36 protein-coding genes and 2 tRNA genes are annotated in these 22,225 nt (G+C 33.5%); 36 read left to right on the forward strand and 2 right to left on the reverse strand.

Annotation, left to right across the window (positions count from 1 at the left end):
* Nucleotides 1-113 precede the first annotated feature (113 nt).
* On the reverse strand, nt 114-830 hold the full coding sequence (locus ABWU35_RS03350) for an SDR family NAD(P)-dependent oxidoreductase (RefSeq protein WP_007302529.1): 717 nt from the start codon (nt 828-830) through the stop codon (nt 114-116).
* Nucleotides 831-1,032: 202 nt separating this feature from the next.
* On the opposite strand from ABWU35_RS03350, the gene carA reads away from it, so the two are divergent.
* The 36 genes from carA (at nt 1,033) to ABWU35_RS03530 (ending at nt 21,854) form a co-directional block, all read left to right on the forward strand.
* The gene (carA, locus tag ABWU35_RS03355; protein WP_007302530.1) at nt 1,033-2,121 is read left to right on the forward strand and encodes a glutamine-hydrolyzing carbamoyl-phosphate synthase small subunit; all 1,089 of its coding nucleotides are present in this window, start codon (nt 1,033-1,035) and stop codon (nt 2,119-2,121) included.
* Between the two features lie 109 nt (nt 2,122-2,230).
* A tRNA-Tyr gene (locus ABWU35_RS03360) sits at nt 2,231-2,312 on the forward strand.
* Nucleotides 2,313-2,316: 4 nt separating this feature from the next.
* Nucleotides 2,317-2,387 (forward strand) — tRNA-Gly (locus tag ABWU35_RS03365).
* A 78-nt stretch (nt 2,388-2,465) separates the two neighbouring features.
* A complete protein-coding gene (gene tuf, locus ABWU35_RS03370) occupies nt 2,466-3,638 on the forward strand; it encodes an elongation factor Tu (RefSeq protein WP_007301992.1) in 1,173 nt (390 codons plus the stop codon).
* A gap of 14 nt (nt 3,639-3,652) precedes the next feature.
* Nucleotides 3,653-3,973 carry a 30S ribosomal protein S10 gene (rpsJ, locus tag ABWU35_RS03375; protein WP_012482004.1) on the forward strand — a complete coding sequence of 107 codons (321 nt, stop codon included), beginning with the start codon at nt 3,653-3,655 and terminating at the stop codon, nt 3,971-3,973.
* A 9-nt stretch (nt 3,974-3,982) separates the two neighbouring features.
* Complete coding sequence (gene rplC, locus ABWU35_RS03380; RefSeq protein ID WP_012482005.1) at nt 3,983-4,705, forward strand: 50S ribosomal protein L3; 723 nt, start codon at nt 3,983-3,985, stop codon at nt 4,703-4,705.
* Nucleotides 4,706-4,707: 2 nt separating this feature from the next.
* Nucleotides 4,708-5,322 carry a 50S ribosomal protein L4 gene (rplD, locus tag ABWU35_RS03385; protein ID WP_007302533.1) on the forward strand — a complete coding sequence of 205 codons (615 nt, stop codon included), beginning with the start codon at nt 4,708-4,710 and terminating at the stop codon, nt 5,320-5,322.
* A complete protein-coding gene (locus ABWU35_RS03390; RefSeq protein ID WP_007302534.1) occupies nt 5,319-5,606 on the forward strand; it encodes a 50S ribosomal protein L23 in 288 nt (95 codons plus the stop codon). Before rplD ends, ABWU35_RS03390 begins: the two co-directional genes overlap by 4 nt.
* Before the next feature lies 1 nt (nt 5,607).
* Nucleotides 5,608-6,432 (forward strand): 50S ribosomal protein L2, encoded by an 825-nt coding sequence (rplB, locus tag ABWU35_RS03395; RefSeq protein ID WP_264685497.1) that lies wholly within the window; start codon nt 5,608-5,610, stop codon nt 6,430-6,432.
* 3 nt (nt 6,433-6,435) lie between these two features.
* Nucleotides 6,436-6,720, forward strand: a complete 285-nt coding sequence (gene rpsS / locus ABWU35_RS03400) for a 30S ribosomal protein S19 (RefSeq protein ID WP_010404687.1) — start codon at nt 6,436-6,438, stop codon at nt 6,718-6,720.
* A gap of 9 nt (nt 6,721-6,729) precedes the next feature.
* Nucleotides 6,730-7,080, forward strand: a complete 351-nt coding sequence (rplV, locus tag ABWU35_RS03405; protein WP_007302537.1) for a 50S ribosomal protein L22 — start codon at nt 6,730-6,732, stop codon at nt 7,078-7,080.
* Between the two features lie 39 nt (nt 7,081-7,119).
* Complete coding sequence (gene rpsC, locus ABWU35_RS03410; RefSeq protein WP_353275855.1) at nt 7,120-7,740, forward strand: 30S ribosomal protein S3; 621 nt, start codon at nt 7,120-7,122, stop codon at nt 7,738-7,740.
* An 11-nt stretch (nt 7,741-7,751) separates the two neighbouring features.
* Nucleotides 7,752-8,165, forward strand: a complete 414-nt coding sequence (rplP, locus tag ABWU35_RS03415; protein ID WP_019236922.1) for a 50S ribosomal protein L16 — start codon at nt 7,752-7,754, stop codon at nt 8,163-8,165.
* Between the two features lie 11 nt (nt 8,166-8,176).
* The gene (gene rpmC, locus ABWU35_RS03420; RefSeq protein ID WP_038198186.1) at nt 8,177-8,380 is read left to right on the forward strand and encodes a 50S ribosomal protein L29; all 204 of its coding nucleotides are present in this window, start codon (nt 8,177-8,179) and stop codon (nt 8,378-8,380) included.
* Entirely contained in the window at nt 8,373-8,603 is a 231-nt protein-coding gene (rpsQ, locus tag ABWU35_RS03425; protein WP_010404696.1) for a 30S ribosomal protein S17, read from the forward strand. Before rpmC ends, rpsQ begins: the two co-directional genes overlap by 8 nt.
* A gap of 18 nt (nt 8,604-8,621) precedes the next feature.
* A complete protein-coding gene (rplN, locus tag ABWU35_RS03430; RefSeq protein ID WP_007302542.1) occupies nt 8,622-8,981 on the forward strand; it encodes a 50S ribosomal protein L14 in 360 nt (119 codons plus the stop codon).
* On the forward strand, nt 8,981-9,298 hold the full coding sequence (rplX, locus tag ABWU35_RS03435) for a 50S ribosomal protein L24 (RefSeq protein ID WP_007302543.1): 318 nt from the start codon (nt 8,981-8,983) through the stop codon (nt 9,296-9,298). The genes rplN and rplX overlap by 1 nt, the downstream gene beginning before the upstream one ends.
* A 6-nt stretch (nt 9,299-9,304) precedes the next feature.
* On the forward strand, nt 9,305-9,841 hold the full coding sequence (gene rplE / locus ABWU35_RS03440) for a 50S ribosomal protein L5 (protein ID WP_007302544.1): 537 nt from the start codon (nt 9,305-9,307) through the stop codon (nt 9,839-9,841).
* A 12-nt stretch (nt 9,842-9,853) separates the two neighbouring features.
* The gene (gene rpsN, locus ABWU35_RS03445; protein WP_007302545.1) at nt 9,854-10,162 is read left to right on the forward strand and encodes a 30S ribosomal protein S14; all 309 of its coding nucleotides are present in this window, start codon (nt 9,854-9,856) and stop codon (nt 10,160-10,162) included.
* Nucleotides 10,163-10,184: 22 nt separating this feature from the next.
* The gene (rpsH, locus tag ABWU35_RS03450) at nt 10,185-10,580 is read left to right on the forward strand and encodes a 30S ribosomal protein S8 (protein ID WP_007302546.1); all 396 of its coding nucleotides are present in this window, start codon (nt 10,185-10,187) and stop codon (nt 10,578-10,580) included.
* Nucleotides 10,581-10,596: 16 nt separating this feature from the next.
* The gene (rplF, locus tag ABWU35_RS03455; protein ID WP_007302547.1) at nt 10,597-11,142 is read left to right on the forward strand and encodes a 50S ribosomal protein L6; all 546 of its coding nucleotides are present in this window, start codon (nt 10,597-10,599) and stop codon (nt 11,140-11,142) included.
* 5 nt (nt 11,143-11,147) lie between these two features.
* Nucleotides 11,148-11,519 carry a 50S ribosomal protein L18 gene (gene rplR / locus ABWU35_RS03460; RefSeq protein WP_213863922.1) on the forward strand — a complete coding sequence of 124 codons (372 nt, stop codon included), beginning with the start codon at nt 11,148-11,150 and terminating at the stop codon, nt 11,517-11,519.
* Between the two features lie 12 nt (nt 11,520-11,531).
* Entirely contained in the window at nt 11,532-12,044 is a 513-nt protein-coding gene (gene rpsE / locus ABWU35_RS03465; RefSeq protein ID WP_007302549.1) for a 30S ribosomal protein S5, read from the forward strand.
* A gap of 3 nt (nt 12,045-12,047) precedes the next feature.
* Nucleotides 12,048-12,518, forward strand: a complete 471-nt coding sequence (rplO, locus tag ABWU35_RS03470) for a 50S ribosomal protein L15 (protein WP_019236927.1) — start codon at nt 12,048-12,050, stop codon at nt 12,516-12,518.
* Between the two features lie 3 nt (nt 12,519-12,521).
* The gene (secY, locus tag ABWU35_RS03475) at nt 12,522-13,850 is read left to right on the forward strand and encodes a preprotein translocase subunit SecY (RefSeq protein ID WP_264685496.1); all 1,329 of its coding nucleotides are present in this window, start codon (nt 12,522-12,524) and stop codon (nt 13,848-13,850) included.
* Nucleotides 13,847-14,488, forward strand: coding sequence for an adenylate kinase family protein (locus tag ABWU35_RS03480; RefSeq protein WP_007302552.1), 642 nt, complete (start codon nt 13,847-13,849; stop codon nt 14,486-14,488). Before secY ends, ABWU35_RS03480 begins: the two co-directional genes overlap by 4 nt.
* 59 nt (nt 14,489-14,547) lie before the next feature.
* A complete protein-coding gene (gene rpsM, locus ABWU35_RS03485; protein WP_213863924.1) occupies nt 14,548-14,916 on the forward strand; it encodes a 30S ribosomal protein S13 in 369 nt (122 codons plus the stop codon).
* Between the two features lie 24 nt (nt 14,917-14,940).
* Nucleotides 14,941-15,327, forward strand: coding sequence for a 30S ribosomal protein S11 (rpsK, locus tag ABWU35_RS03490; protein WP_006012273.1), 387 nt, complete (start codon nt 14,941-14,943; stop codon nt 15,325-15,327).
* Between the two features lie 20 nt (nt 15,328-15,347).
* A complete protein-coding gene (locus ABWU35_RS03495; protein ID WP_007302554.1) occupies nt 15,348-16,415 on the forward strand; it encodes a DNA-directed RNA polymerase subunit alpha in 1,068 nt (355 codons plus the stop codon).
* 7 nt (nt 16,416-16,422) lie between these two features.
* Nucleotides 16,423-16,851: a 50S ribosomal protein L17 gene (gene rplQ / locus ABWU35_RS03500; RefSeq protein ID WP_010404731.1), complete on the forward strand. Its 429-nt coding sequence runs from the start codon at nt 16,423-16,425 to the stop codon at nt 16,849-16,851.
* 11 nt (nt 16,852-16,862) lie between these two features.
* A complete protein-coding gene (locus tag ABWU35_RS03505) occupies nt 16,863-17,216 on the forward strand; it encodes a YraN family protein (protein WP_010404733.1) in 354 nt (117 codons plus the stop codon).
* A 38-nt stretch (nt 17,217-17,254) separates the two neighbouring features.
* Nucleotides 17,255-17,803, forward strand: coding sequence for an ATP synthase F1 subunit delta (atpH, locus tag ABWU35_RS03510; protein ID WP_007302557.1), 549 nt, complete (start codon nt 17,255-17,257; stop codon nt 17,801-17,803).
* A complete protein-coding gene (atpA, locus tag ABWU35_RS03515) occupies nt 17,800-19,341 on the forward strand; it encodes a F0F1 ATP synthase subunit alpha (RefSeq protein WP_007302558.1) in 1,542 nt (513 codons plus the stop codon). The genes atpH and atpA overlap by 4 nt, the downstream gene beginning before the upstream one ends.
* Nucleotides 19,342-19,350: 9 nt before the next feature.
* Nucleotides 19,351-19,845: a transcription elongation factor GreA gene (greA, locus tag ABWU35_RS03520; RefSeq protein ID WP_007302559.1), complete on the forward strand. Its 495-nt coding sequence runs from the start codon at nt 19,351-19,353 to the stop codon at nt 19,843-19,845.
* 3 nt (nt 19,846-19,848) lie between these two features.
* Nucleotides 19,849-20,493 carry a 3,4-dihydroxy-2-butanone-4-phosphate synthase gene (gene ribB, locus ABWU35_RS03525; protein ID WP_007302560.1) on the forward strand — a complete coding sequence of 215 codons (645 nt, stop codon included), beginning with the start codon at nt 19,849-19,851 and terminating at the stop codon, nt 20,491-20,493.
* A 71-nt stretch (nt 20,494-20,564) separates the two neighbouring features.
* A complete protein-coding gene (locus ABWU35_RS03530; protein WP_007302561.1) occupies nt 20,565-21,854 on the forward strand; it encodes a M48 family metalloprotease in 1,290 nt (429 codons plus the stop codon).
* A 1-nt stretch (nt 21,855) separates the two neighbouring features.
* On the opposite strand, the gene ABWU35_RS03535 is transcribed toward ABWU35_RS03530, so the two are convergent.
* Complete coding sequence (locus ABWU35_RS03535) at nt 21,856-22,191, reverse strand: TrbC/VirB2 family protein (protein WP_007302562.1); 336 nt, start codon at nt 22,189-22,191, stop codon at nt 21,856-21,858.
* Nucleotides 22,192-22,225: the final 34 nt, after the last annotated feature.

Genomic DNA, 22,225 nt, shown 5'->3' on the forward strand with positions numbered 1-22,225 from the left:
TAACAGTTTATTCATATAATATGAAACATGCGATAGTCAAGATGTTTTTGTGTGGAGAAGCTTGCGATTGAGTTTTGAAGAGCTTTAGCTTTACAAGATGGTAGATTTGGTGATTATCGTAAGATTCTTGCAGTCATTTTAGTGGGAAGAATTTGTAAAATATGAAAAAATAACCGCCAGAAAATTGGAAACGCTATAACTTTCTTTCCTTTAAATATACTTTTTAAAATATATGCTGCAGCTTTTTCTGGCTCCCATATGAAGGGAAGTGGTTTATTAGACTTAAACATATCTGTTTTTACTGGCCCTGGCATTATGGTGATAAACTTTGTGCTACTGTTAGAATATTGGATTTTTAGTGATTGAAAACAACTTTTTAGTGCTGCTTTGCTGGCACAGTATGCAGAAGCATGTGGTGTTGCATGCATAGCAACAAGAGAAGATATAACCGCAAAAGTTGCCAAGGAATTATGATGAATCCATTCTTCAATCCAGTTGATAACGCCAAAATAATTGGTTTCAAATGTTTTTCTATGAATGTTGGTATGAAACTTATCTTCTATTTCGCCACATCCTGCATTAAGAAAAAAGAGATTTGGTATAATATTTTGCTTTTTTAAAAAATCAGACGAGTTTTTAATATTTTCACTTTTGCTTACATCACATGTTATAGGTAAAAAATTACTACCTAATTCTTCTTTTAATTTTTCCAGTTTTTCAGTGCGCCTTGCAATGCCAACCACAAACCATCGATCTTTAATGAGCAACCGTGCTAGACTTTCTCCAATGCCAGATGATGCTCCTGTAATGAGACAAGTTTTTCTATCCATGTGAATTTATATAACATGAAGTATGAATGTAATGACTATTGCCTATTCACACAAGTTAAGTTTGCTATAATTTTCCTAAATAATAAAAAAAGAAAGCTACTTATAATTTTGAATTTTATATAAACTTAAAGGGAAATTTAGTATTTGCTTACTTGTAATTTAAAATTCTTATATAATATTTTAAATGAGTTGAGAGAATTAAATGCAGGATGCAGCTTTAGTTTTACAAGATGGCAAGTACTTTTTGGGAAAATCGGTAGGTAAAAGAGGCAAATGTATAGGTGAAGTTTGTTTTACCACCGGTATGACAGGTTATCAGCATACTATAACAGATCCTTCTTTTGCTGATCAAATAATAGCGTTCACTTTTCCTCATATTGGTAATGTTGGAATAAATCACAAAGATAATGAAGGAGAAAAAGTTTTTGCAAGTGGTGTGGTTATGCGTGAACTTTCTCCTATGTCTCACTCTTCTTCATATATTAGTTTAAATGATTGGTTGGAGAAAAATAATGTAGTTGGGATATCGGGAATTGATACTAGAGCTTTGACGAGATATTTGAGAAAACATGGATCTCAAAATGGAATGATATGTCCGTCAAGTGAGGTACATATATTAGATGAATTGAAGAAATACAAATCTGTAAATGGAATAGAAATAACTAAGAAAGTCAGTTTAAGTAATAACTTTCAAAGCGTTCTTAATGCAAAATATAGGGTTGTAATTGTTGATTTCGGTGTAAAAAATAGTATAATCTCACGCTTAGTAGAACTTGATTGTGCGGTTGAATTAGTCAAACCAGATACAGGTTTTGCTCACAAAATATTAAGCATGAATCCAGATGGTATAGTGCTTTCAAATGGCCCTGGTGATCCACAAGAGATAGGAGAGAGTGTAACTTCAGAAATAGAAATTATTGTGAAATCTAAAATACCAGTTTTTGGCATATGCCTGGGCCATCAATTACTTGCAGTTACTTTGGGAGCAAAGACTGTCAAGATGGATATTGGTCATCGAGGGAGTAATCATCCAGTTTATGATCTGGAGAGTAAAAAAGTTGAGATAACTAGCCAAAATCATGGTTTTGTTGTTGATTCAGCTTCTCTTCCAAGTAACGTTGAAGTTACTCATATTTCTCTATTTGATAATAGTGTAGAGGGGATAATGATGAAGGATTACCCAGTCTTTTCTACTCAATACCATCCAGAAGAAGCGCCAGGTACACATGATTCACATTACTTATTTGGGCGTTTTATTGACAATATTTTGTTATATAAAAGTAAAATCTAACTGAAATCAGTTAGATTAGCTTTTATTACTTGATCTTTTGGATTTGGATGTTTAATATTAGGAATAATAAAACTTAAGTTAAGGTAGTGTTCTCTTAACAGATTTTTGTGGAGGAGTGACCGAGTGGTTAAAGGTAACAGACTGTAAATCTGTCCGCATTGCGTACGTAGGTTCGAATCCTACCTCCTCCATTGTGCGGGTATAGCTCAATGGTAGAGCTCTAGCCTTCCAAGCTAGTGACGTGGGTTCGATTCCCACTATCCGCTCTTTTTTTTGTTGTATTTATATAAAATCAACATATTATTTGTTGATGTATTTATATTTTAGGTAGAAGAGTTAAAATTATGACAGCGATAGTAGAAGCATTTGGAAAGCCGCATGTAAATGTGGGAACGATAGGACATGTGGATCATGGGAAGACAACGTTAACAGCGGCGATAACAAAGCATTATGGTAATTTTGTAGCATATGATCAAATAGATAAAGCGCCAGAAGAAAGAAAGAGAGGGATAACAATAGCAACAGCGCATGTTGAATATCAAACAGAAAAGAGACACTATGCACACGTTGATTGCCCTGGACATGCTGATTATGTAAAGAATATGATAGTAGGTGCAGCACAGATGGATGCAGCGATATTGGTAGTGTCAGGGGTTGATGGGCCGATGCCACAAACGAGAGAGCATATATTGCTGGCAAAACAGGTGGGTGTTGGATATATCGTGGTATATATAAATAAAGCTGATGTTGCTGATGCTGATATGATAGATTTGGTAGAGATGGAAGTGAGAGAGTTGCTGAGTAAGTATGGATTTCCAGGTGATGAAGTGCCTATGATAGTTGGGTCTGCGTTAAAAGCATTAGAGGATGATAGTAGTGAGTATGGAAAGAAATCAATAGATAAATTGATGGAGAAGTTAGATGAGTATGTGGCAGTACCTCCAAGGCCTATAGATTTGCCGTTTTTGTTGCCAATAGAAGATGTATTTTCAATATCGGGCCGAGGGACGGTAGTAACAGGAAGAATAGAGAAGGGGGAGATAAAGACAGGGGATGAGATAGAGATAATAGGTCTGAAAGCGACGCAAAAGACGATATGTACTGGTGTTGAGATGTTTAAGAAGTTGCTAGATAAGGGAAGTGCAGGACTCAATGTAGGAATACTACTAAGAGGAACAAAGAGAGAAGAAGTGGAGAGAGGGCAAGTATTGGCAAAACCAGGGACAATAACCCCGCATAAGAAATTTAATGCGGAGGTGTATATATTGAAGAAAGAAGAAGGAGGAAGGCATACACCATTTTTTGGAAATTATCAGCCACAGTTTTATTTAAGGACAACGGATGTAACTGGGAGCATAAAATTGCTAGATGGAAAGGAGATGGTAATGCCAGGGGACAATGTAAGTATAGAAGTGGAGTTGCAAGTACCAATAGCAATGGATAAAGGATTACGTTTTGCGATAAGAGAAGGTGGTAGAACTGTTGGTTCTGGCGTTGTTTCGGAAATTTTAGAATGAGTATAATAACTAAGATGAAGCAAGATATATATATTAGAATCAAAGCTTTCGATTGTTCTTTGTTGGAAAAGTGTATTCGCGAGTTTATTGATCAATTAAAGCAGTTTAATGCAGATTTATCTGGTCCGATTGCGTTGCCAAGAAAAGATTCTAAATTTACTGTTAATAGGTCTCCTCATGTTGATAAAAAATCTCGTGAGCAATTTGAAATGAGAATTTCTAAGCGGTTAATTATTGTACATAATCCTACTTCTACTATGATGAAGATGCTTGCAGATTTATCTTTTTCTGCTGGTGTAGAAGTGGATTTAAAGGTTAAGGAAGTCAATATTTAGGAAAAGGAAATGAAGAGAATAAATTCGCTTAGGAGAATTGGTTTGTTAATGACCAATGTTGGCCATACTGCTATGTATTTTGATAATAGTCGCATGGCTGTAACCTTATTGCATCTCAGCGAAACTTATATTATCGATATAAAAGGACAAGATAAATGTGGCTACAATTCAGTCATTTTAGGCACAGGGGATTTAAAAAAAATAGCAAAACCTCAGTTGGAATATTTAAAGAAAAAGGGTATAAATAGTAAATGTAAATTATACGAAAGTAGATTAACTGATCTATTCGGAATAGAATGTGGTAAAAAGGTGGGGGTTAATCATTTTGTAGTTGGTCAATATCTTGACATTACGGGTTATTCTTTAGGCAAAGGGTTTGCTGGTGTGATGAAGCGGCATAACTTCAGTGGGCTTAGGGCATCTCATGGCGTTTCTATTGCTCATAGATCACAAGGTTCTACTGGTCAATGTCAAGATCCTGGTAGAGTATTCAAGGGGAAGAAAATGGCTGGTCATTTAGGTAATAGCAGAGTGACTGTACAGAATATGAAAATATTATCCATTGATTATGAAAATAGCATAATTGCTGTAAAGGGTAATAATGTTCCTGGGTTTAAAAACTCTTATGTTTTTGTGAGAGATGCAGTTAAAAAGCCTTTACATAAAGATGTTCCTTTTCCAGTAGGTCTGCTGTTGAATATGAGTGATGATGCTAATAATTTGGTGAGTTAGTTATGGAATGTGAATTAGTTGATCTATCTAATAATAATGTAGGTAGTGTTGAGCTTAATCCCTTGATATTTTCTGCCAAGCAAAAATTGAGTATTTTGCATGATATAGTGAGATGGCAATTAGCAAAGAGAAGAGTTGGTGCTCATAAAACAAAGGGTATCAGTGATGTTTCTGGTACAACAGCTAAGCCGTATGGTCAAAAACGTACCGGTAGGGCGAGACAGGGGAGCTTGCGATCTCCTCAGTTTAGAGGTGGTGGAATTATTTTTGGTCCTGTTGTGAGGAGTCATGCTTATTCTCTTAATAAAAAAGTACGTAAATTTGGTTTGAAAATTGCTTTATCTCTAAAATATTTAAATAATCAAGTTGTTGTTCTTGATAGTTTAAATGTTGATGTGAAGAAAACATCTAAAATGTGTGAATATATTAAAAATTTTAAATTTTCTTCTTTTTTAATAGTTGGTGATTATGGAGATGATTTGTTACGTGCTGCTAAAAATTTGCATTATGTAGATTTAATCAAACCTATTGGGTTAAATGTTTTTGATATATTGAATCATGAATGCGTGATGTTAACAAAAGACACTTTAAAGCATCTTGAAGGTAGATTGTTATGATTAAATATAATAATATAATAAAATCTCCTGTAATCACAGAAAAGGCTTCTCTTTTAAGAGAGAAGTTTAATAAATACTCTTTGTATGTTTTTGTAAATGTAAATAAGCGTCAAATAAAATCGGCAATAGAGTCTTTATTTAATGTCAGAATTTCTTCTATAAATGTTATTAGAGTTAAACCTAAATATAGACGTTTCAGGGGTGTGGTTGGTTGTAAAAAACAGAGAAAAAAGGTTTATTTTTCTTTGATGGATGGTCAAAAATTAGATATAATGAGCGTTTAATATGGGTATGAAATTTTTTAATCCTGTTACTCCGTCTTCTCGTGGGACTATATTAATAAGTAAAATTGGTTTATCAAAAGATAAGCCGGAGAAGTCTCTTGTATTTGGCAAGAAATCCAGTGGTGGAAGAAATAATCATGGTAGAATTACAACTCGTCACAGGGGTGGTGGTCACAAGAAGAAGTATAGAGTTATAGATTTTAAACGTAATAGAAGTGATCAGGGTATAGTTGAGAAAATAGAGTATGATCCAAATAGAAGTGGGTTTTTAGCATTAATATCATATAAGGAAGATGATACTAAATCTTATATATTAGCTCCTCAAGGTATGAAGCCTGGTGATGTTGTGACAGCTGGAGATGATGCTGATATTTTGCCAGGGAATTGTTTACTACTCAAGCATATACCTGTTGGTTCTTTCGTTCATAATGTTGAGCTGAAGCCAGGTAATGGTGCTGCGATTGCTAGAGCTGCTGGTTGTTATGCACAAATCGTTGGTCGTGATGGCCAATATGTTTTATTACGACTCAGGTCTGGTCAAATTAGGTTGATTTTATCTTCTTGCAAGGCTACTATTGGTGTAGTGTCTAATCTTGATCATAAAAATAGAAAGCTGGGTAAGGCTGGGAGAAGTAGGTGGCTTGGAATTAGACCTGCTGTGCGTGGAGTTGCAATGAATCCGATTGATCACCCTCATGGAGGTGGAGAGGGAAAAACTTCTGGCGGTCGTCATCCTGTTACTCCTTGGGGTGTTGCAACAAAAGGAAAGAAAACTAGGAAAAAAAATAAATCTAGTGATAAGTATATAAAAAAATTGAAAGGTTAATTTATGAGTAGATCTGTATGGAAACCACCTTTTTTACATCCATCTGTACTAAGATTAGTTCAGAGGGCTTTAAAAGAGGGTTCTATTAATAAGGTGATAAAAATTCATTCCAGGGCTTCTGTAATTCTTCCTAATTGTTTGGGTTTAAAGTTTGCTGTTTATAATGGTAAAGATTACATTCCTGTTAGTGTTGATAATCAGAATATGATAGGTCATAAATTCGGTGAATTTTCACCTACTCGTAAATTTACTGGGCATGGTGGTGATAAAAAGGCAACAAGAAGGTAGGCAATTGATATGAAAAATAGGGATATAATAGTTGAGGCTGGTTCTAAGGTTTTAAGATCAACTCCTCGCAAATTAAATTTGGTTGCTGATTTAGTGCGTAATAAAAAAGTTTCTTTTGCTAATGTACAATTAAGATTTTGTGAAAAAAAGGCTGCCGGTTTTATAATGAAGGTGTTGAATTCTGCAATTGCTAATGCTCAAAATAATTATGGATTGAACGTTGATAATTTATATATAAAGGAAATTTTAATAGGTAAGTCACTTACTTTGCGTAGAGTATATCCAAAAGCTATGGGTAGGGCTAATAGAATGAGCAAATTTTATAGTAATATAACTATAAAATTGAAAGAAATTGTATGATTTATAGAAATGGAAAATTAATAAGGAAAGTGTAAAAATATGGGACAGAAGGTTAATCCTAAAGTATTTAGATTGCAAATAAATAGTAATACCTGGGATTCTGTTTGGTGTGCTACGGACGATTATAAACAGAAATTGCATCAAGATCTATTTATTCGCAGTTATATAAATGAATCCTTTAAGCATGCTGGTATTTCTAAAGTAACTGTAGAGCGTACAGTTACTTTAGTGTCTGTAATAATACATTCTTCTAAGCCTGGAGTTATAATAGGTAAGAAAGGTTTGGATGTTGAGAAGATAAAGCAAAAAATAGCTAAAAAAGTAGAAAGTAGTGTCGAAGTGAATGTAGTAGGAGTTAAAAAGTCTGAAATAGATGCAGTTTTAATATCAAGGAATATTACACATCAGCTAGAAAAAAGGATTTCATGTAGAAGAGCGATGAAAAAAGCTATTCAAAATTGTTTGAAGATGGGTGCTGAGGGTATTAAAGTAAGTTGCTCTGGGCGTCTTGGCAGAGCTGAAATAGCTCGTACTGAATGGTACAAAGAAGGTCGTTTGCCTTTACACACTTTGCGTGCTAATATAGATTATGCTTTTTGTGAAGCGAAGACTATATGTGGTATTATAGGAGTTAAAGTTTGGGTTTATGTTGGTAGTTAAGGTATATTGAGATGTTTGTTCCCAAAAAGAGTAAATATAAAAAGGTATTTAAGGGGAGAATAAAGGGTAATGCTAAGGGTGGTAGCACGCTGTCTTTTGGAGATTATGGATTAAAAGCTATGGAAGTAGGTAAGGTTCAGTCCAAGCATATTGAAACTGCAAGGCGCGTAATATCTAGAACGTTAAAACGCTCTGGTAAAGTATGGATAAGAATTTTTCCTGATACTCCGGTTAGTAAAAAGCCAGCAGATGTACGTATGGGTAAAGGGAAAGGTAGTGTTGAATTTTGGGTATTTAAAGCTAAGCCCGGTAGGATTTTGTTTGAAATTAGTAGTGATGTTCCCATGCATTTAGCAAGATTGGCGCTTGAAAAAGCGACTGCTAAGCTTCCTATGAAGTGTAAATTTATATCTAATCATAATTGAATGGAGTTGCAATGGATATAGTTAAATTTGAATCAGAATCTTCACAAGGATTACATGAACTTCTTGTGAGTTTGAGGAAAGAATTTGTTAATTTGGCTTTTCAAAAAAAGCTGGGCCAGTGCAACAATTTTTCGCGTTTTAGCTTAATAAGAAAGAGCATAGCTCGTAGTCTAACTGTATTAAATAGAAGAAAGAGAGAGGGAAAAAATGCCTAAGAAGGTTTTTTGTGGTGTCGTAACTAATGCTGAGTCTGATAAGACTGTAAAGGTTTCGGTGTTACAAGTGTATAAGGATAGGCTGTATAAAAAAGTTATTAAAAAATACAAGAAGTATACAGCACATGATGAGAATAATAGTTGCAAAAAGGGAGATAGGGTTTTAATACAGGAACATAAGCCTATTTCTGTTACTAAAAAATGGGTTGTTATCAATAGCTAAAAAGGAATAGGTATTTATATGATTCAAAAAAATACATTGTTAGAAGTAGCTGATAATTCTGGTGCGCGTGCAGTGCTTTGTATTGGCTTGTTAGGTGGTAGGAAATCTGCATCTGTAGGTGATACGATTATTATATCTACTAAGTCTATTAATCCAAAAGGTAAAGTTGAAAAAGGAAAAGTATATAAAGCAGTTGTTGTTAGAGTAAAAAATAGTGTTAAGAAATCTGATGGTTCTGTAATTCGTTTTTCTAGCAATGCTGTGGTTTTAATTAATGATCAAGGTGAACCACTTGGCACTCGGGTGTTTGGTCCAGTAAAAAAGTTATTATCTGGTTCTTTTATGAAAATAATGTCATTAGCTGATGAGGTTTTATAATGAGTGCTAAAATAAAAAGTGGTGATGATATTATAGTTTTAACTGGTAAAGATAAGAAAAAAATTGGTAAGGTAATCAAAGTTATAATACGTAATGCTAAAAAGAAAGTAGTTGTTTCTGGCGTAAATGTGTGTAAGAGACATACTAAACCAAGAGCTGGTAGTGGTGGTGGTATATTCAATAAAGAGTTAGCTATTGATGTATCCAATGTTGCAATATTGGATCCTAAGTATAAAACTCCAACTAAAGTAGGATTTAAGATTATAGATGGTAGAAAAGTGCGTTTTGCAAAAGTTTCTGGAGAAGTGATAGATTAGGTTGATATGTTTAAACAATTGTATAAAGATAATATAGTAAAATCCTTAAAGGATAAGTTTAATTACAGCAATGTAATGCAAGTGCCTAAACTTGTCAAGGTGTGTATCAATATGGGCGTTGGAGATGCTGCTACGGACAATAAAGCGATAAATGAGCCATTTGATAATCTACATTCGATTGCTGGGCAAAAGCCTGTGTTAACCTTTGCAAAAAAATCTATTTCTGGTTTCAAAATTAGAAAAGGTGCAACTGTAGGTTGTAAAGTGACTTTGCGTAGAAACAAAATGTATGAATTCTTAGAAAGATTAATATATATTGCTTTGCCAAGGGAAAAAGATTTTAGAGGGTTTAGTGTGAAGCAATTTGATGGTCATGGTAATTTTTCCTTTGGTATCAAGGAGCATATATCATTTTTAGAAATAGACTATGATAAAATAAGTAAAATTAGAGGTATGGATATTAATATTATAACAAGTGCAGTTAGTGATAAGGAAGCAAAGGAATTATTACTGGCTCTTAAATTCCCTTTTTTTGATAATTGAGAGAAAATATATATGGCAAAAAAATCCATGATACAGAAGAATCTTCGTAGAATAAAGTTATGCGATCAATATAGGGAGAGAAGGGAAGAATTAAAATCTATAATGAATAATAAGGATTTATCTATTGCAAAAAGGTTTGCAGCTCAAAGTAAGCTGATTAAAAAATTGCCTAGAGATTCTTCTAAAATCAGAATTAGGAATAGATGCGCTTTAACTGGTAGGCCGAGAGGAGTATATAGAAAATTTGGTTTATGTAGGATTGTTTTACGTGATTTGTGTTCTTTTGGACAAGTTCCAGGGGTTACAAAATCTAGTTGGTAAATGTGATATAAGGAGTGTAATAGTGTCGTTATCTGATGGTATTGGTGATTTTTTAACAAGAATACGTAATGCTCAATTGGCAATGCATAGGGAAACAAGAGTCCTATTCTCTAAAGTGAATTCTTCTATATTGAAGATCTTAAAAGAGGAAGGGTATATTCTTAATTATGAAAAGCAAGAGAGTGATAGTATCCCTTCCCTTGTTGTGCAGTTGAAGTATTATGATAAATCACCTGTGATTAATGATATAGCTAGGGTATCAAAGCCCGGTTGTCGTTATTATTCTAAGTGTAAGGACATTTCTAAAGCGTATAATGGTCTTGGAATTTTTATTATATCTACACCGAAAGGAGTGATGACCGATTATAATGCACGTAGATTAAAAGTTGGTGGAGAAGTTTTGTGTCGTGTATTTTAAATGATAGGAGAAATGTATGTCTCGTATAGGTGCCGCACCTATCAATATTCCTGCTGATCTTTCAGTTGAATATAATAATGGTAGGGTATTAATAAGAAGTGTTAGGGCAGAAAAAGAGCTGAACTTGTGTAGTGGCATTCTGTGTCAGATAGTTGATAACCAATTGTTACTTTCTGTTGATCAAGGCAGGGATGATTATGATAAAATAAAATCTATATGGGGCACTTATAGAAGTAATATTAATAACATGATTAACGGTATGGTTAATGATTTTTCTGTTGATCTTGAGATCAATGGTGTGGGGTATAAAGCAGAATGTGATGATAAGTATTTGACTTTATATCTTGGTTATAGTCATAATATTAAGTATAAAGTGCCTAAAGACGTTGAGATTAAGTGTATAAAGCCAACTCATTTAGTGATTCGCGGTATGGATAAGCAAAAAGTCTATATGGTGGCTTCTGATATATGCAAAATTAGAAAATATGATCCTTATAAAGGTAAGGGTATTGTAATAAAAGGCAAATTTATGCTGCGTAAGGTTGTAAATAAAAAGAAGTAATTAAAATGAAAAGATTGTATAATTTTTTAAGTAGCTATGAAAAAAGGAAACTTCGTAATAGAGCGAAGCTCGATAAGAGCGCTGGGCGTTTACGTATATCCATATTTAAGTCTAATAAACATTTCTATGTTCAGTTGATTAACGATGCAAAAGGAACAACCCTAGCTTCTGCTTCTACTTTGGATGATAAAATTAGGAATGTATGTAAAGGTAGGGTTAATGCTGAAACTATAAAACAGGTTTCTTCTTTATTGATTGAGCGTCTCCCTAGTACAAAATTGCAGCAGCGGTTCGTCTTTGATCGGGGGGCATATAAGTATACAGGATTGATTTCTCAATTTGCTGAAGCTTTAAGAAGCTCTGGATTTGAATTTTAGAAGGTTTGAAGTATGGCTGTAAAGAATTTACAAAATAATAATGATTTATCAGAACTTTTGGTTTCAGTCCGAAGGGTAACAACGGTTACTAAAGGTGGTAGAAGATTTTCATTTTCAACTTTGGTTGTTGTTGGTGATGGTAAGGGTAGGGTAGGATGTGGAATAGGTAAACACGCAGAGGTTGCTGAAGCAAGAGTGAAAGCTTTAAATGCTGCAAAGAAGTCGATGATTAGGGTGTACTTACGTGAAGGTAGAACTTTACATCATGATATTAAAGCTAAATTCTGTTCTGGTGAGATAGTTTTAAGAGCTGCAAGAGCTGGAACAGGTATTATTGCTGGTGGAGCAATGAGGTCGGTTTTTGAGGTATTAGGTATAAAGGATGTGGTAGCTAAGTCTACTAGATCAAATGATCCTCATAATATTATATGTGCAGTATTTAAGGCTTTTGATGTTATGTTATCTCCTCGCCAAGTGGCAGGTAAGAGGGGTAAAAAGATTAGTGAGATAGTTGGAAATAGGTAAACTATGAATGATGCTGTAAAATTAAATTCTATATTTACCAAATTATCTAAGAAAAAGAAGCCTAAATTATTAGGTAGAGGTATTGGTTGTGGTAAAGGTAAAACATCCGGTAGGGGGCATAAAGGGCAGAAAGCGAGAAGTGGCGTTTCTATAAATGGTTTTGAAGGTGGACAGCAGTCTATATATACTCGTTTACCTAAAAGAGGTTTTAAGCCTATACGCAAAAACTTATACTCTATATTTAATGTTGGGGATGTACAGTGCTTAATGGAAGCTAAAAAAATAGTCAAGGATTCTATCATAGATAAGGAGCTACTGCATAAGTTAGGTTTTATCAGATCTGTTAAAAGTAAAATCAAACTTCTTAATAAGGGTAAATTAAGCGAAAAATTTGTGTTTCATGTTGATTTTGCATCAGAAGCTGCAAAAAGATCTGTAGCTTCAGTTGGTGGTAGTGTAGAAATACTATCGTAAATCATGAACAGTAAATTTGCATTTAATAGTTTGGATTCTACGCTGTTATATAAAAGTGATTTACTAAAGCGTATATTTTTTACTCTAATGGCTTTAGTTTGTTATCGTTTAGGCACTTATGTTCCTATTCCTGGAATTAATCTTGATATAATCAATGATATATTTCCAAAAGAGAGTTCTGGTGTTTTTGGAGTATTTAATTTATTTTCTGGTGGCGCTTTAGCTAGAATGACGATCTTGGCGTTAAACGTTATGCCATACATAGTTGCATCCATAGTTATGCAATTATTATCTTCTGCCGTTAAAGGAATCAATGAAATTAAAAATGACGGAGAGTTGGGACGTCGAAAGATGAACTCTTATATACGCTATATGACTATAGTGTTTTGTATCTTTCAATCAATTACGATCTTAATAGGGTTAGAAAGAATGAATATAGAAGGGGTATTAGTTGTAGTTGAACCTGGTATTATGTTTCGTACTATAGGTGTCTTTAGCCTTTTAGGTGGAACTATATTTTTAATATGGCTTGGTGAGCGGATCAGTGTGAGCGGTATAGGCAATGGTATCTCATTAATCATTTTTACTGGCATAACATCTGAATTACATAATGCTTTATCATCTCTGCTAACATTAAATAAAAATGGTAGTATGTCATTTTTCATTACCCTTTTTGTTATAGCATTGTTTTTTTTACTGCTCCTTTTAGTCATTTTTACAGAATCTTCTTATAGAAAGGTAATTGTTCAATATCCCAAAAAACAGTTTAAAAAATTACATAATGATGATTTTACTTACATTCCATTGAAGATCAATTTATCTGGTGTAATACCAACTATTTTTGCTAACGCAATTCTATTAACGCCTATTTCAATTGCAAATTTCTATAAAGGTCATGCCATTGCTGATTTTATTTTAAACTACTTTATGGCAAATAAAGTGATGTACATTATAACTTACTTAATACTCATAGTGCTTTTTAATTTTTTCTATACCAATTTTATATTTAATCCAGAGGAAAATGCTGATTTTCTTAGGAAAAATGGTGGTTTTATTCCTGGTAGAGGGCCTGGAAAACATACTTCTGATTATCTTCAAGATATAGTTTTTAAATTAACATTTATTGGGTCTGCGTATTTGGTGGTAATATGTACTGTACCTGAAATTATGAGGTATCATTATGATATACCATTTATTTTTGGTGGGACGAGCTTGCTGATTATAGTTAACGTTATTACTGATACTATTATGCAAGTACAATCTTATGTTTTTTCAAATAGGTACGATAGTTGGATAAAGAAATATGAGTCTAAAACAAGGAGACTAAAGTGATTATTACAATTTTTGGTCCTCCTGGCTCTGGTAAGGGTACTCAGTCCAGTTTGTTAATAGCAAAGTATAATTTTAAATTAGTTTCAGTAGGAGATTTATTAAGGAATATTATATCTAGTGAGAGTAAATTAGGTAAAGGAATAAAGGATACTGTTGAATCTGGTAATTTAATTCAAGATGAAGTTATATGTAAATTATTGTGTGACCAGCTTGCATTAATAGATGGTGATTTTTTGTTAGATGGTTTTCCAAGAAATTTAAATCAAGCTCATTTTTTAACTCAAGTTTTGCAAAAAAGATGCAATAGGGATGTTGATCTTGTAATTGAGTTGCAGCTTGACGATAATATTGCAATTGATAGATTAAAAGATCGTCTTACTTGTTTGGATTGTAAAAGTATATATAGTATATCTTCTTTTAAGAATACTACTTGTGCTAAATGTAAAAGTACGAGATTGGAGAAGAGAATTGATGATGCTAATATGCTTGCAATTAATAAGAGGATAAGAGAATATCATTCTCAGATAGAGGGTTTGCGCGAGTATTATAAGGACAAGTTGTTAACAATTAACGCTAATTTGAGTGTTGATAGAGTAATGCAAGAGATTGAAAGTAAAATTTCTTGTAATTTGATTTGACTATAAGTTGTTTTATGGTATAAATTAAGAGTTATTATTAATAAAGTATCGAGGTATCAGTGGCACGTATTGCAGGCATAAATATTCCAGTGAAGAAGTGTGTTCCTTTTGCATTAACTTATATACATGGTATAGGTATTACTACTGCGAATATAATTTGTCGTAGCTGTAAAATTGATGAGCGTAAGCGTGTTTTAGAATTACAAGATGAAGATATAGAGAAAATTAGTAGTTTTATTAGGCAAAAATATGTCATAGAGGGTGAGCTCAGAAAAAAAGTAGCTATGGATATAAAATCTTTAATGGAAATCGGTTGCTATAGAGGATTAAGGCATAGAAAAGGTTTGCCTGTGAGGGGACAAAGAACCCATACTAATGCTAAAACTCGTAAAGGCAGATCTAAATTGCCTATTGCTGGAAAAAAATAAAATTTGTTATTATCGTGAGTTTTTATGAAAAAAGTTAAAACGGTTGGTAAGAATACAAAAAGGTTTATTACTGGTATTGTCCATATTCGTGCAACTTTTAATAATACTTTTGTAAATGTGACTGATGTTTGTGGTAATACGCTTTACCAGACTTCTGTTGGTGCATGTGGTTTTTCTGGTTCGAGAAAATCCACACCTTATGCTGCAGGTAAGGTTGCCGATTCTGCTGCGAAGAAAGTAATAGAGAGATTTGGTATGAAGGTTGTTTCTGTAATAATTCGTGGTCCTGGTTTTGGTGCAGAAGCTGCAGTTAAAGCACTTCGGAATTGTGGATTGACTGTCACTTCAATTGCAGATAAAACGGCGATACCTCATAATGGGTGTAGACTAAGGAAAAAAAGAAGAGTATAGGATATTTGGAAGGTTTTTGTATGTATTATAGTGATAATGTCTCTTTCTGTGGAAATTTAGATAGATTAACTAAGCCTAATGCGATTAAGGTAATATCAGGTGATTCAAGTAAAAAAAGTGATATAGTTCTAGAACCTTTGGAAAGTGGTTTTGCTTTAACGTTGGGTCATGCATTAAGGCGTGTAATGTTGTCTTCTCTTCGCGGTAGTGCTGTTTATGGAATAAAAATTGAAGGCGTGAATCATGAATTTACTTCGATCCAAGGAGTTAGGGAAGACATAACTGATATAGCATTAAATATGGGCATGTTGAGATGTAAGTTAAATAACACGTCTAATAAGTGCTTAAATTTGAGCGCTAAAGGGCCTTGTCAAGTATTAGCTGGAATGATAGAAACTGATGACCAATGCTCTATTGTTAATAAAGATTTGGTGATATGTACACTAGGTCAAGATGTGGAGCTTAACATTACTATATATATTGCTAGTGGAAAAGGTTATCTTTCTGTAAATAAATATAAAGAAAATGAATTTTTAAAGTCTATGAATGAACAAGATTTAATTGGTTTTATTCCAGTTAATGCTTTATATAGTCCTGTTGAGAGGGTTTCGTATAGAGTAGAGAATAGTCGTGTTGGTCAAGTTACTGATAAAGATAAGCTGATATTGTCAATTGAAACTGATGGTACAATCTCTCCAAGTCAAGCTGTTGACTATGCTGCAAGAATATTACAGGAGCAATTTCAGCCTTTTATTAGTTCTGATATGAGTTATAAAAAATCGCAAGTTTCTTTGTCTAGTGGTGCTAAAGATTTGGGCTATGATCCTGTTCTATTGCGTAAAGTAGATGAAATGGAATTATCTGTTAGATCTCATAACTGTCTGAAAAATGAAAATATCACTTATATAGGTGATCTTGTGCAAAAGACGGAAGTTGAAATGTTAAGAACTGCTAATTTTGGCCGAAAGTCTTTGAATGAAATCAAGGCAATTTTAAATAATTCAGGTTTGTCTTTGGGTATGAATATACCAAATTGGCCGCCTAAGGATATAGATGAACTGGCTAAACAACATACTGATGAGGATTAGGTAGTATATGAAACATGGAATAAAGAAAAATAAACTGTCTCGTTGTACCGAGCATAGGTTATCAATGTTAAAGAATCTATCTATCTCGTTAATTAATCATGAGCAGATTGTAACTACTTTACCAAAGGCTAAAGCACTTCGTCCATATGTGGAAAAGTTTATTACAATTGCTAAGAATAACGATTCTTTACATGGTAGAAGGCTTTTGCTTTCACGTCTTCATAATAGTAAGTTAGTAGTTGATAAATTATTAAGCGTTCTAGCTAATCGTTATCAAGACCGTAAAGGTGGATATTCTAGAATAATAAAATTTGGTACTCGAAAGGGTGATTGCGCTCCAATGGCAGTGATAGAGCTAGTTGATAGAGATATTTCAGCAAAAGGTGAGATTTATAGTAAAAATAAAAAAGGAAGCAAAGTAGTTACACAAAGCTAATTATTCTTTTTATGGTAAGTAGGTTACGCTATTTTGTAGGTTACTTTGGAGAATTGTTAGTTTCGATATATTTAAAGCTGAAATTCTATAATGTTATAAAACGTCGCTTCCGTTGTAAGTTGGGTGAAATTGACTTAATTGTATCTAAAAAAAGGGAGCTGATTTTTATAGAAGTTAAAACAAGTTTATTTGGAAAAGAAGTACCGATATCTCATTTTCAGTGTCAGTCTATTATAAATTCTTCTAAATATTTCTTAAGTAAAAATCTTGATTTTTTAGATTATTCAGTCAGATATGATTTATGTTTTCTTTCCTTAAGGAGAAGACCTATTTATATAAAAAATGCTTGGATTGAACAATGGTAGCTAAAATAATTTAGATTTACTAGAACAGGTAATTGAATATGAAAAACAATAATTTAGTTTCATCTTATGCTAGAGCACTGTTTCATGTCTCAGGAAGCAGATTAGGTATTATAAGAAAAGAAGTAGAATTTTTGTTAGCTTTTTTTAAAGATCAAGATGTTTTTGTGTATCTATCTCATCCTATGGTTTCTCTTTTGCACAAAAAAGAAGCGATACTTTCTATAAAGGAGAACTTGAGTGAAAACTTAGTCAAATTTATTATGGTTACACTTGCAAACAAGCGCTCCCGTTTATTAATCCTTATATTAGAAAAATTCTTAAATCTTGTAAGGGAAAGTGAAAATGAATTGGAAATTACTATAAAATCAGCAGAGATTTTAAAGAAACCTGATATAAAAATAATTACTGAATCTTTGAACTTTCTTGGTAAAATAATAAAAGTCAGTCATGTGGTTGATCCTTCTATACTAGGTGGCTTTGTAGTTAGGTATGGTTTTAACGTGATTGATGCTTCGCTTAAGAGTTATTTGGATAGATTGGTTGATTTGAGTAAAATGGAAATGTTGAAAATAAGGAATTGTATATGAAGAATAGCATAAATGCCTCTGAAGTAGTAAACATAATAAAAGAGAAGGTTGAGACATTTGATAATCCTATAAAACGAGAAAATATAGGTGAAGTAATTTCAGTAACCGATGGTATCACATTGGTCTATGGGCTGGAAAAAGCAAAGTTTGGTGAAAAGGTATCTTTTGCAAGCGGTGTAGAAGGAATAGTTCTTGATTTAGATCATGATACAGCTGGAATAGTTGTGCTTGGCAATGACCGTGATGTAAAAGAAGGGGACGTTGTAAAATGTAGTGGTGATGTTGTACAGGTGCCTGTAGGTCATGAATTATTAGGGAGAGTTGTAAATGCATTAGGCGATCCTATAGACGATGGCGGAGAAATTAGAGCCAAGAACAAAATGTATATAGAATCTAAAGCGCCAGGTATTATTGACCGTAAATCTGTGCATGAACCTCTGCAGACAGGAATTAAAATTATAGATTTGTTGATTCCTATAGGTAGAGGGCAACGTGAATTAATTATTGGCGATAGACAAATTGGTAAAACCACTATTGCGATTGATACTATTATCAATCAGAAGAAGATTAATGATGAGGTAAACGAAAATCAAAAAATTTACTGTGTTTATGTTGCTATTGGACAAAAAATTTCGACAGTAGCAAAAGTGGTGAATAAGCTAAAAGAAAGTGGAGCATTAGAGTATACAACCGTAGTTGTGGCTAGCGCATCTGACTGCGCGCCTATGCAATTTTTAGCACCTTATACCGGTTGCACTATTGGAGAATTTTTCCGTGATAATGGAATGCATTGCTTGGTGGTATATGATGATTTATCTAAGCATGCTGTGGCATATAGGCAGATGTCCTTATTGCTCAGACGTCCTCCTGGTCGTGAAGCTTATCCTGGAGATATATTCTATGTACACTCTCGCTTGCTTGAAAGAGCTGCCAAAATGTCTGATGAAAAAGGACAGGGATCTTTGACTGCTTTGCCGATTATTGAGACTCAGGCTGGTGATGTATCTGCATATGTTCCAACTAATGTGATTTCAATTACCGATGGACAAATTTTTCTTGAGTCTGAATTGTTTCACAAAGGATTTCGCCCTGCAGTGAATATAGGTTTATCGGTTTCTCGGGTTGGCTCTGCTGCACAATTGAAATCTGTGAAAAAAGTTGCTGGTTCTATAAAGCTGAGTTTGGCCCAATATAGAGAACTGGAAGACTTTGCTAAATTTGGTTCTGATCTTGATGCTACTGTTCAATTGTCCTTAAACAAAGGTAAATACCTTATTGAATTATTAAAGCAAAAACAGTATTCACCTATGCAAATAGAAGAGCAAGTATTGCTTATGTATATCTTTTCTAATCTGTATGGTCAATTAAATAAGGTACAGGTGAGCAACATCAATAGGTTCGAGTGTGATCTTATCAATTATTTTCAAACTGTTCACCCTGGAGTTTTAAAAAAGTTGTCGGGTGACATGAATGATGATATAAAAGATGATATTCTTGGTATTGTGAGTGATTTTGTCACTCAATTTAATTGCGTTTAGGCGGTGATTATGACTTCATCCATTGTTAACAAGTTTCCTATTACAAGGGAAGGTTTTGAGAGTATGCAAGTCGAACTTGAGAAATTAAAGGAAGAAAAACCTTCTATCATACAGGCTATTTCTGATGCTCGTGATCAAGGCGATTTATCAGAAAATGCAGAATATCATGCAGCACGGGAGAGATTAAGTTTTATTGAAGGCCGTATAATTGAGGTAGAAAGTAAACTTTCACATGCAGAAGTGATAGAAGTAAAAAATTTGTCTGGTGATACAGTAATGTTTGGTGCAACTGTTACGGTAAGCATGCTCGGTGATGATAACAGTGAAATTGAATATGTTTATAAGATTGTAGGTGGATATGAAGCTGATGCTTCAAAGCAGTTGATCTCTACGGATTCACCACTCGGTAGTGCTTTAATTGGCAAAAAAGTTGGTGAGTATGTGGAAGTGATAGTGCCAAATGGAGAGAAATTGTATAAAATAGTTAAGATTGAGTTTAAGTAAATCATGGTACAAGTAACTTATCCTTCAATTAGTCTACCTGGTATTTCTTCTGTGGAAGATGTATTGAGGGATGCTAGTTCTGGTAAATTATTCATTTTAGTTGACGATGAAAACAGAGAGAATGAAGGTGATCTGATTGTATTAGCTGAGAAATTAGAGCCAGAACATGTGGCTTTTATGGTTAGATACGGTACAGGGATTGTTTGCTTAGCAATGACTAAAGTTCACATGAAAAGGTTAGGCCTTAGTTTCATGGAAAAAAAAAATGTTGGTGAAAATCATACTGCTTTTACTACATCAATTGATGCACGTTATGGTATTACTACGGGTGTTTCAGCTGAGGATAGAACAAAAACTATACATGTTGCTATTGATAAAAATAGAACTCAGGATGACATTATAACTCCCGGTCATATTTTTCCTGTGATTGCACATGAGGGTGGAGTAGAGCAACGTGCTGGTCATACTGAAGCAAGTGTTGAGATAGCTAAGTTAGTGGGATGTAATCATTCTGCAGTTATTTGTGAATTAGTGAATGATGATGGCTCTATGATGCGCTTACCCCAGTTGCTTGAATTTGCTGAACAACATAATATTAAGTTAACTACCATTGATAAACTTATCAGTTACGTTCAAAATTTAAACTAGCGTTTATAGATTCGTATAGTTTAAGTGTTAAAATATAAAATTCCTCAAAGTTATACAAACAAGGAATTTCCATGTCTAAGCTTTTTGTTTTACTATTTTTTTTCGTATACTGTAATAGCGCTTACTCTGTTAGTATTATTAGAGATAGTGAAGTGGAAGCGGTAGTTAAGGATCTAGCGCAACCTTTATTTTCTGCTGCGGGTATTGATAATGATAAAATAAAAGTTTTTATAGTTGATGATAGATCGATTAATGCTTTTGTAATTAACAATAATAGCATTTTCATTCATTTAGGGCTTTTACAATATTCGACTGAACCTTATGTCTTACTTGGTATATTAGCACATGAAATTGCTCATATATCTGCTGGTCATGTATTACAAATGAGTAGTGCTGTAGGTTATTTTCAATCAATAGCAATGATTAGTTATATGGTAGGATTAGTTTCTAGTATTGTCATTAACCCTCAGGTTGCGAGTGCAATCTTGCTTAGTGGTGTAACGCTTAGTTCAAGGTTGTTTTTTAACTATTCTCAAGAGCAAGAGAGTGTAGCAGATAGCTATGCTTTAAGATACCTAGATGAATCTGGCTATGATAATTTGGGTATGAAAGAGATTTTTGACTATTTTAAGAGTATTGAGCATGAAAACACTGAAGAGTATTTCCGCACTCACCCACTTAGTGATAAGCGTATATTTGCTGTACAGAATTATAAGGTTAAAAACAATATAAAACCAATCCTTGCAGATAAATTGCTGAAGTTTGAGCGTATGGTTGCAAAGCTAGACTCTTTTTTTGCTCCTATTCATGTGTTATCTAATAAATATGAAGGTAGTTCTAAGTATGTAAATGCTGTAATTCACTATAGGCAAGGAAAGATAGAAGAGGCTATTACTAAAGTTAATTCATTGATTCAAGAGTCACGCAATGATCCTTATTTATATGAATTAAAAGCGGAGATGTTATACAAAGCTGGAAATTTAAGTGAAGCAATAAAAATGTATGAAGAATCACTTAGATATTTATCTGAGAAGAATAACTATTTAGTGAAACTTGCGTTATCTCATACTTTATTATTACACGGTGAAATAGAGAAGGCAATTTTTTACCTAGAGCAGGTTGCAAACGTAGAAACAAATAACGCCTTTGTCTGGAAGTATTTAAGTATTGCATATAAACGTAGCGCTGATATGGCAATGTATTATTTTGCTTTGACGAAAAAGGCTTGTATTGAAGGTAATTTAGAGAAATTTATGAAGTACGCTGAGTTAGCTATTAAAACTTTACCGAAAGACAGTCATTATTTGTTACAGATTGAAGACATGAAGGAACAATACACACAAAAACATCCTGATTTTTAAGTTATTTTTCCCCACACTTGCTCAACATACTATCTTGTTTAATGCTATCGGGTATAATTTTCATTATAATCGCTTTGGCACCAAAAAATACACCACAAAACATACCTAGGGCAAAGAGAGCTGGCCATGGCATTCTACCAAATATTGCAAGCAAAGCTGCACCTATTATGACTACAGTCATAAGTGGCCCACCTATTCCCCAAATATAACCAATAATATTGCATATTACTTGGGCAGTTGTATCATCTATATCAGTAGCAGCATTTGCGTAATCTGAAAAAGAGAGAAACAGCACTATACACAAAGCATTAAAAAATTTTTTTATTATATAGCTCATTCTTTTGCCTCCAAGTAATAAACTAACGCGAAAA

The sequence above is a fragment of the Wolbachia endosymbiont (group B) of Xylocampa areola genome, assembly GCF_964028205.1.
Lineage (GTDB): Bacteria > Pseudomonadota > Alphaproteobacteria > Rickettsiales > Anaplasmataceae > Wolbachia.